The sequence below is a fragment of the Mycobacterium sp. genome, assembly GCF_019243155.1.
Classification (GTDB): domain Bacteria; phylum Actinomycetota; class Actinomycetes; order Mycobacteriales; family Mycobacteriaceae; genus Mycobacterium.
Genome location: NZ_JAFAUS010000523.1, coordinates 1 through 9,249, shown reverse-complemented (window position 1 = coordinate 9,249; position 9,249 = coordinate 1). Strand labels below are relative to the sequence as shown.

At 66.4% G+C, this 9,249-nt stretch carries 9 protein-coding genes; 3 read left to right on the top strand and 6 right to left on the bottom strand.

Translation table 11 applies throughout. From position 1 onward, the window contains the following. Positions 1-399: FAD-binding protein (locus tag JOZ00_RS26405; protein WP_366022416.1), on the bottom strand; the 399-nt coding region annotated here is incomplete at its 3' end. A 47-nt stretch (positions 400-446) separates the two neighbouring features. On the opposite strand from JOZ00_RS26405, the gene JOZ00_RS26400 reads away from it, so the two are divergent. From JOZ00_RS26400 to JOZ00_RS26390, 3 genes are all read left to right on the top strand, one after another. Further along, the gene (locus tag JOZ00_RS26400; RefSeq protein ID WP_293350430.1) at positions 447-1,016 is read left to right on the top strand and encodes a TetR/AcrR family transcriptional regulator; all 570 of its coding nucleotides are present in this window, start codon (positions 447-449) and stop codon (positions 1,014-1,016) included. Beyond that, positions 1,010-2,551: a glycerol-3-phosphate dehydrogenase/oxidase gene (locus JOZ00_RS26395; protein ID WP_293350427.1), complete on the top strand. Its 1,542-nt coding sequence runs from the start codon at positions 1,010-1,012 to the stop codon at positions 2,549-2,551. The genes JOZ00_RS26400 and JOZ00_RS26395 overlap by 7 nt, the downstream gene beginning before the upstream one ends. A gap of 83 nt (positions 2,552-2,634) precedes the next feature. Continuing rightward, entirely contained in the window at positions 2,635-4,185 is a 1,551-nt protein-coding gene (locus JOZ00_RS26390) for an FAD-dependent monooxygenase (RefSeq protein ID WP_293350424.1), read from the top strand. A gap of 3 nt (positions 4,186-4,188) precedes the next feature. Here JOZ00_RS26390 and JOZ00_RS26385 read toward each other — a convergent pair whose 3' ends face one another. From JOZ00_RS26385 to JOZ00_RS26365, 5 genes are all read right to left on the bottom strand, one after another. Next, the gene (locus JOZ00_RS26385; RefSeq protein ID WP_293350421.1) at positions 4,189-5,610 is read right to left on the bottom strand and encodes an acyl-CoA carboxylase subunit beta; all 1,422 of its coding nucleotides are present in this window, start codon (positions 5,608-5,610) and stop codon (positions 4,189-4,191) included. 44 nt (positions 5,611-5,654) lie between these two features. Then, a complete protein-coding gene (gene kasB, locus JOZ00_RS26380; protein ID WP_293350418.1) occupies positions 5,655-6,908 on the bottom strand; it encodes a 3-oxoacyl-ACP synthase KasB in 1,254 nt (417 codons plus the stop codon). 26 nt (positions 6,909-6,934) lie between these two features. After that, positions 6,935-8,185, bottom strand: a complete 1,251-nt coding sequence (gene kasA / locus JOZ00_RS26375; protein ID WP_293350415.1) for a 3-oxoacyl-ACP synthase KasA — start codon at positions 8,183-8,185, stop codon at positions 6,935-6,937. Next, positions 8,182-8,529: a meromycolate extension acyl carrier protein AcpM gene (gene acpM / locus JOZ00_RS26370; protein ID WP_064877187.1), complete on the bottom strand. Its 348-nt coding sequence runs from the start codon at positions 8,527-8,529 to the stop codon at positions 8,182-8,184. Before acpM ends, kasA begins: the two co-directional genes overlap by 4 nt. A gap of 83 nt (positions 8,530-8,612) precedes the next feature. Beyond that, on the bottom strand, positions 8,613-9,249 hold a 637-nt coding region (locus tag JOZ00_RS26365), incomplete at its 5' end, for an ACP S-malonyltransferase (protein ID WP_293350395.1).

The following is a 9,249-nucleotide window of genomic DNA, read 5'->3' as shown; positions in this document are numbered from 1 at the left end:
GCCGACCACGCTGGTGCTGCCGCCGAACGGGACGACCGCGATGCCGCGGTCGGAGCAGTATCGCAGGATCGCGACTACGGCGTCGTCGTCGGTGGGAAGCAACACGGCGTCGGGCGCGTCCTGTTCGGAGTCCTTGCGGCGCAGCAGGTCGATGGTGGACTTGCCGCCGGCGTGTAGCAGCCGATCGTTGTCCGCGGTGCGGCAGTATTCGGCGCCGACGATGCCCGCCAGCGCTTCGCGGTCCGTGTCCGACAGCGCGGACGGGCGCAACCTCACTTGGTCGGGACGCAATTCGGCGGAGCCGGAATTCTCGACGCCGATGGCCTGCTTGAGCAGCGACCGGATCCCCTCCGAAAGCGGTTTGGCGGCGGCGGGATCTCCCCACGCGTTCCATTTCATCGGCGGGATGAGACCCTCGGCGTCCGTCATGCGTTACAGTATTACACATGCTGTCAATCAGTAACGCTAGTTTGGATGCCGGGGAACGGATCCTCGCGGCGGCGGCCAGCTGTGTGGTCGATTTCGGCGTGGAACGGGTGACCCTCGCCGAGATAGCGCGACGCGCGGGTGTTAGCAGGCCGACGGTGTACCGCCGCTGGCCGGACACGCCCTCGATTGTCGCGGCGTTGCTGACCCGGCACATCACCGACGTCATGCGCGACGCGCCACTGCTCGGCGAGGACCGGGAATCGCTTGTGCGACAGATAGTTACGGTGGCCAATTTGTTGCGCCGCGACAAGCTGGTGATGTCGGTGCTGCATTCGGAACTCGCGCCGATCTACATCACGCAGCGCCTCGGAACCAGCCAACACATGCTCATCGACGCCCTTGCGGCCCGGCTGCGCGTGGCCCAACGCAGCGGGAGCGTGCGCGCCGGCGACCCGGTCCAAATGGCCGCGATGGTGTTGTTGATCGCTCAATCGACCATCCAGTCGGCCCAGATCGTCGAACCGATTTTGGACGCGGACACGCTGGCCGCCGAACTCGCCTACTCGCTGAATGGATACCTATGTTGATGTTCGCCGATCTCAATGCCGCGCGTCGCGAGGCCGACCTGAAGACGCTCGCCGACGGCGAGCCACTCGACGTCGTCGTGATCGGCGGCGGGATCACCGGTGCCGGAATCGCGCTGGATGCCGCGTCGCGCGGGCTACGGGTGGCGCTGGTGGAAAAACACGACTTGGCGTTCGGCACCAGCCGCTGGAGTTCCAAGCTGGTCCATGGCGGGTTGCGCTACCTGGCGACCGGCAATGTCGGCATCGCCCGGCGCAGCGCCATCGAACGCGGAATCCTGATGGCGCGCAACGCCCCTCATCTCGTGCGCGCGATGCCGCAGCTGGTTCCGCTGCTGCCGTCGATGGAGAGCTCCAACCGGGCATTGGTGCGCGCCGGATTCCTCGCAGGCGATGCGTTGCGGGTGCTTGCCGGTACGCCGTCGTCGATACTGCCCAGGTCGCGGCGCATCTCGGCGCAGCGGGTCGTACAGATGGCGCCCACCGTCTCTCGAGAGGGCCTCGACGGCGGCTTGCTGGCCTACGACGGGCAGCTGATCGACGACGCCCGACTGGTCACCGCCGTCGCGCGCACCGCGGCACAGCACGGCGCCCGAATCCTCACCTACGTGGCCGCATCGGAGGCCACCGGCACCTCGGTGCGGCTGACCGACCGGCGCACCGGCGAATCCTTCGATGTGTCGGCCGGCGCGGTCATCAACGCGGCGGGGGTGTGGGCGGCCGAGATCGACACATCGCTGCGGCTGCGACCCAGCCGCGGGACCCACCTCGTCTTCGATGCCGGCGCCTTCGGCAATCCGACTGCGGCGCTGACGATTCCGATCCCCGGAGAACTCAACCGGTTCGTCTTCGCCATGCCCGAGCAGCTGGGCCGGGTCTATCTCGGGCTGACCGACGAGGCCGCTTCCGGTCCGATCCCGGACGTGCCCGAGCCGTCCGCGCAGGAGGTCAGGTTCCTGCTGGACACAGTGAACACCGCGCTGGGGAGCGCGCTCGGACCGGCCGACGTGATCGGCGCATACGCGGGGCTTCGGCCGCTGATCGACACGGGTGAAGGTCGCACCGCCGACGTCTCGCGAGAACACGCCGTCATCGAGTCGGCGTCCGGCGTCATCAGCGTGATCGGCGGCAAGCTGACCGAGTACCGCTATATGGCACAGGACGTTCTGGATCACGCGGTCAAATTGCGGCACCTGCCCGCTGGAAAATGCCAGACCCGCAATCTGCCGCTGATCGGGGCATCGGTCAATCCCGGGCTCACGGTGGAGTCGCCCGACGCCGCGCTGCCCGTGTCGCTGGTGCAGCGTTACGGCGCCGAGGCGCCCAATGTCATCGCCACCGCCACGTGCGATCGGCCGACGGACCCGGTCGCCGAGGGCATCGACGTCACCCGGGCGGAATTCGAATACGCGATCACCCACGAGTGCGCCCTGGACATCGCCGACATCGTCGATCGGCGAACCCGGATAGGGCTGGTACCGGACGATCGCGAGCGGGCCGTTTCGGTGGCCAAGGAGTTCCTGGGTCGCTTCGGCTAGGCGGCGCGCCTTCCGATTGACAAAATAATGACAGTTACTATCGTTTTATAGTAACTGCCGTTTTCTGTCGGACGGAGTCAACGATGACTGTGCGTGTGCCTGTACTTATCGTCGGGGCCGGCGCCGCCGGGCTGGCCACCTCGGCGCTGCTCGCCCAACACGGGATCCGCACGCTGCTGGTGGAGAAGCGACGTGAAGTCTTCATCTATCCGAAGGCCCGCAACCTGAGCTTTCGCAGCTTGGAGATCTTGCGCGGCCTGGGCCTGCGCGACGAGGTGCACAAGGTCGCTGACAACGTTTCGGCGCTGGTCGTCAAGCCGACGCTCAACAGCGCAGCAGAAGAGCCGGCCATCGACATCGACGCGATCTTCGCGGGTATGGACACGCTCAGCCCCGAACCCGCCGTGCAGTACTGCCCGCAAAGCAGGCTCGAGCCGATCCTGCTCGCCGAGACGCGGCGACGCGGCAGCGAAGTGCGCTATGGCACCGAACTTTCCACGCTGGACTTGGACGGAACCGGCGTCACGGCGGTGCTGCACGACCGGGAGTCGGGCGAGTCGAAGACGGTGCGCGCCGACTATCTCGTCAGCGCCGACGGGACCCACGGTCCAGTACGTAACTGGTTGGGTATCAACACTTCTGGCTACGGCGCGCTGCCGATTTACGTCGTCTTCTTCTACTTCCGTGCGCCGTGGCAAAAGTTCGTCCCGCACCTGGGATACGGCGATGGGGTACAGATCAAGAACGCTGACGTGGACGGCATCCTCATTCCGGCCGAGGGTGATCTCGGCATGTTCATCACAACGTATTTTCCGGGCAAAGGCGAGACGGCGGACCAGTTCACGTCGCAACGCTGTCGCGAGATCCTTAACAAGGCGGTTGGCGAGCCGATCGACATCGATGTCATCGACATCGCGGCTTGGCAACCGTACGAACAAGTGGCCGACCAATTTCAGTGCGGGCGAGCCTTTCTCGTCGGCGACGCCGCGCACACCATGCCGCCGTTCAAAGCCGGGGGAGCCAATACCGCAATCCAGAGCGCGCATAACCTGGCGTGGAAGCTGGCTGCCGTGCTGAAGGGGACGGCCGGGTCGGAACTACTTGCCACCTACCACGCCGAGCGTCACCCGGTGGGGCGCTTCGCCGCCCGCCAATCCCTCACCGGCCCGACGGTTGAACTACTCGAGTTGGGCGCTGAGCGGCCACATTTGGAGGCCGAAGAAGAATCCTCGATGTTCCACCTCCTCATCGGTTACCGGTATGAATCGGCGGGCGTTGTGCCCAACGAGCCTTTGGTGGACCCCGACGGCGTGCAACTGGTGGACGAGTTACGTGCTCAGCCCGGCACCCGAGTCCCGCACGTGTGGGTGCGCGACGGGGTTTCGACGCTCGACCTGATCGGCTCGGGGTTCACCGTGCTCACGAGAAGCGAGCGATGGTGTGCCGCTGCGGCTTCGGCGTCGATCGCCGCACATCGCGTCGACAACGACGAATGGGCGGCAGTTACCGGGCTCTCGCCCGAAGGCGCGCTGCTGATTCGTCCGGACGACTTCGTCGGATGGCGCGCAGACAAGCTACCCGCTGAGCCCGAAAACGAGCTGCGCGAAGCGCTTTCGACGATCCTGTGCCGGTAGCGATTACAGCGGAATGTTCTTGTGCCGCCCGCGGCGTGCCGGCGCCTGAGCCAGCGCCTCGCAGAGCTTGCTGCGGGTGTGCGCCGGGTCGATCTTCTCGTCGACCACGCCGATCTCGATGGCGCTGTCCACGCCGCCGGCGATCCGCTCGTGCTCGGCCGCCAACTGGTCGTGCAGCGCTTCGCGCTCGTGGTCGGCCGCGGCGGCCAGCTTCTTCTTGTGCAGGATGCCCACGGCGGCCTTGGCGCCCATCACCGCCACCTCGGCCTCCGGCCAGGCGAACACCTTGGTCGCGTTCAGCGAGCGGGAGTTCATCGCGATGTAGGCCCCGCCGTAGATCTTCCGGGTGACCAGCGTGACCCGCGGAACGGTGCACTCACCGAACGCGTGCAGCAGCTTCGCGCCGCGGCGCACCACGCCGCCCCACTCCTGGTCGACTCCGGGAAGGTAACCGGGCACGTCGACGACCACGACAAGCGGAATGCCGAAGGCGTCGCAGAGGCGCACGAAACGTGCTGCCTTCTCGGCGCTTTCGGAGTTCAGGCAGCCGCCGAGGCGCAACGGGTTGTTGGCGAGCACACCGATGGTCCGCCCGGACAGCCGGCCCAGCCCGACCACCATCGACGGCGCCCACTTGGCCTGGAACTCGTCGAATTCCGTGCCGTCGTCGAGGATCGCGGTGACGATCGGGTGCACGTCGTATGCCCGCCGCGGTGAGTCGGGGAGCAGTGCCTTGATGTCGATGTCGCCGGCCTCGGCCTTGCTACGGTCGAAATGTCCTTGCTGGCAGAACAATCCGACAAGGCGGCGACCGCGCTCGTAGGCGTCGAGCTCGTCGTCGGCGACGATGTGGCACACCCCGGACTTCTTGTGGTGGGTGTCCGGGCCGCCCAGCGACGCCATGTCGACGTCTTCGCCGGTGACGCTGCGCACCACGTCGGGACCGGTGACGAACACCCTGCCCTCGGGGGCCATGATGACGACGTCGGTCAGCGCCGGCCCGTAAGCGGCCCCGCCGGCGGCGAATCCGACGACCACCGAGATCTGCGGGATGTAACCGGAGGCGCGAATCATCGCCTCGAACACGGTGCCGACCGCGTGAAGCGCCTTCACACCCTCGGCCAGCCTGGCCCCACCGGAGTGCCAGATACCCACGATCGGGCTCTGATCCTCGATGGCGGTGTCGTAGGCGTTGACGATGTGCGAGCAGCCCTCGGTGCCCATGGCACCGCCCATCACCGTTCCGTCGGTGCAGAAGGCGATGGTGCGCACACCGTTCACGGTCCCCGCGGCGGAAAGCACGCCGGAGCGATCACGTTCGTGCAGCAGCTCGACGCTGCCGTCGTCGAAGAAATTGCTCAAGCGCAAGAGCGGGTCGCGGGGGTCGAGCGACTCGCCAACCGCCTCGGGGGCCGTGATTGTCATCGCAGGTCTCCTGTTCCGGTGTGCTGCACGGGGTTTGAGCAGGGTCAGTACCGCCCGAAGGCGATGGCGACGTTGTGTCCGCCGAAGCCGAACGAGTTGTTGATCGCGTACTCGTAGTCGCCCGGCCGCGGCTTGCCCGCCACCACGTCCAGGTCGATCTCCGGGTCGAGGTTCTTCAGGTTCAGCGTCGGCGGAACGACCTGGTCGCGCAGCGCGAGCACGGTCAGGATCGACTCCACCGCACCGACCGCACCGACCGAGTGGCCGAGGGCGGACTTGGGTGCGTACACCGCGGGTTTGTTGCTACCCAGGGCGTTGTTGATGGCCTTGCTTTCCGCGAGGTCGCCCACCGAGGTGCCGGTGGCGTGGGCATTGATGTGATCAATGTCCTCCGGGGTCAGGCCCGCGAGCTGGATCGCCCGAGTCATTGCGTGCCCGGCGCGCTCCCCGTTGGGATCCGGCGCCACCATGTGGAAGCCGTCCGAGGTGATGCTGGCCCCCATGATCCGGGCCAGGATGTTCGCGCCACGCGCCTTCGCGTGCTCCTCGGTCTCGATCACCATCAGAGCGCCACCCTCGCCGAACACGAAGCCGTCGCGGTCCCTGTCGAAGGGGCGGCATGCGCCGGCGGGGTCGTCGTTGTTGGTGGACAACACGATGCGCATGTTGGCGAACCCGGCGATGGGCACCGCCTCGATCTTCGTTTCCACGCCGCCGCAGATCGCCACGTCGGCTTCGCCGAGCACGATCTGCTGCCACGCACGTGCGACGCCTTCGGAACCCGACGCGCAGGCCGAGATCGGCGTCATCACGCCGGCTTTGGCGTGCCGTTCCAGGCCGACGGCCGCGGCCGCGCCGTTGGGCATGTACTTCTGCACGGTCAGCGGCGACATCGCCCGGTACCCGCGCGTGCGCATCTCGTCATATCCGAAGACCAGCTCCTCGGCCGAGCCAAGGCCGGTACCGATGGACACCATCAATCGGCCGGTGTCGACCTCGGGCGAACCCGCGTTTTCCCACACCCGGCGGCCCAGAACGGTGGACATCCGCTGCAGGTATCCCGACCGGCGCAGCTCGATGCGGGTCAGTTGGCTGTCGAAATCCTCCAACAGATGGCCGCCGATGCGGACCGGCAGGTCGTATTCCGTGACGAATGGATCCTCGAGGGTCCGGATGCCACTTTGGCCGTCGAGCAACAACTTCCACGTGTTCTCGGCGTCCGTTGCCAGTGCGGTCGTCATGGCAATGCCAGTGACGACCACATTCGGGAGCGCTTTCCCGGTAACCAGCTCTGTCATGGGTCTTGCGAACGTTCCTTCCAGACTCAGTAACGCCCGAAGGCAAGTGCCACGTTGTGGCCGCCAAAGCCGAACGAGTTGTTGATTGCATAACGGAATTCGCCGTAGCGAGGTTCGCCCGCAACAACATCAAGGTCGATCTCGGGGTCGGGTGTTTCGTAGTTCAGCGTCGGTGGGATGACGCCGTCGCGCAGGCTGAGCACCGTGAGCACCGACTCGAGCGCCCCGACCGCGCCGATGGAGTGTCCCAGTGCAGATTTCGGTGCGTACACTGCGGCCTGCTCGCAACCGGCAACCCGGATGGCGTTGGCCTCGGCGGTGTCACCGATCGGTGTTGCCGTCCCGTGCGCGTTGATGTGGTCGATGTCCTTGGGGGACAACCCCGCCAGCTCCAGCGACCGTGTCATGGCACGACCGGCGCGCACGCCGTCCGCCGCGGGAGCGACCATGTGGAATGCGTCAGACGTGATGCCCGCACCCATCAACCGGGCCAGCGGCTTGGCGCCGCGGGCCTTGGCGTGCTCCTCGGTCTCGATGATCATCAGGGCCCCGGCTTCACCGAACACGAAGCCGTCGCGGTCCTTGTCGAACGGCCTCGATGCGCGCTCGGGCTCATCGTTGCGAGTCGACATGGCCCGCATCATCGAAAACGCCGCGATAGGCAGCGCTTCGATGAGACCTTCGACACCGCCGCAAACAGCGAAGTCGGCGTCACCCATGACGATCTGACGCCACGCGTGGGCGATCGCCTCGGAACCTGACGAACAGGCCGATACGGGCGTCATCACGCCTGCACGGGCCCCGAGCTGCAGGCCCACCACCGCCGCGGCGCCGTTGGGCATGATCATCTGAACGGCGAGCGGCGACACCTTGCGGGGGCCGCCCTCGTTCATCAGGTCGTATGTCTCCACGATCCGTTCGGCGCCACCCAGGCCGGTGCCGACCACGACCGAGAACCGGTCGGGGTCGACCTCGGGGGTGCCCGCGGACTCCCAGAGCTGACCGCTGAGCAATTTGGCCAACCGCTGGACATACGACATGCGCCGTAGGTCCAGCCTGCTCATGTGCTCGTCGATGGGCTCTTTGAGGTGGCCACCGATCTTGACCGGCAGATCCCACTTGGTGACGAACTCGTCTTCGAGAACGTGGATGCCGCTTTCTCCGGCCAGCAAGCCCTTCCACGTGCTCTCAATGTCCGGCGCGAGCGATGTCGTTGCCGCGACAGCGGTTACCACAACGTTGGGGTAACCGCCATTAGCAGTGGAAGGCTTGCTCACTTGCTGTCCGCTTCCAGCCTCGACTTGACGTTCGCAACGGCGTCGGGGTTCTCGGTCTCCAGCTTGGCGCGCAGCGCCTCGGCAGCCTCGGGGTTCTCTTCCTCGAGCTTCTGGATGTAGGAGACGACGTCGCCAACGGTGCGCAGACCGGCGAGGTCCTCGTCGGGGATCTTCACGCCGTACTTGTCCTCGGTCTGCACTGCGATCTCAACCATCGACAGCGAGTCGATGTCCAGGTCGTCGACGAACGACTTCTCCGGGGTGACCTCGGACGGCTCGATACCGGTGACCTCTTCGATGATCTCGGCGATACCGGCGATGATTTCTTCTTGACTGACGGCCACGGCGTCTTCCCTTCGTAATGTGTTGTGTATAGATCGAACTGATTTGTTTAGGCGGTATGTGGTTGTACTGGTCGCGGCTGGATTTAGAGTTCAGCCAATGCGTCCAGGTCTGCGGGCGCCTTGACGGCAAGAGCCGTCGTTCCCCGAAGTTCGCGTTTGGCGATGCCGGTGAGCGTGCCCGCAGGCGGAAGCTCGACGGTCGCCGTGATTTCTCGTTCACGCATGGTTGCGGTGCACAGGTCCCAGCGCACCGGCTGGGTCAGCTGAGCGACCAGCGTGTCCATCGCCGCGGCCGCCGAGGTGACCGGCTTTCCGTCGCGGTTCGACAGCAGCGTGGCGGTGGGTTCGGCGGTCGCGATGGCGGCCGCCGCGGCGGCATAGCCGTCAAGAGCCGAGGCCATGTACTTGGTGTGGAACGCTCCGGCCACCCCCAGGGCGCGGACCCGGGCCTTGGCCGGCGGGTCTTCGGCGAGCTTGTCCAGCGCGCTCAGCCGGCCGGCGGCCACGATCTGGCCGGCGGCGTTGCGGTTGGCCGCAACCAGGTCGAGTTGTTCGAGGCGGGCGAGCACAGCGGACTCCTCGCCGCCGAGCACCGCCGACATTCCGGTCGGTTCGTTGGCGCAGGCCTTGGCCATCTCGGCCCCGCGGGTGGCGGCCAGTGCGACGGCGTCGTCAGCGGAGAGCACGCCGGCGATCGCGTAGGCGGCGATTTCACCGACC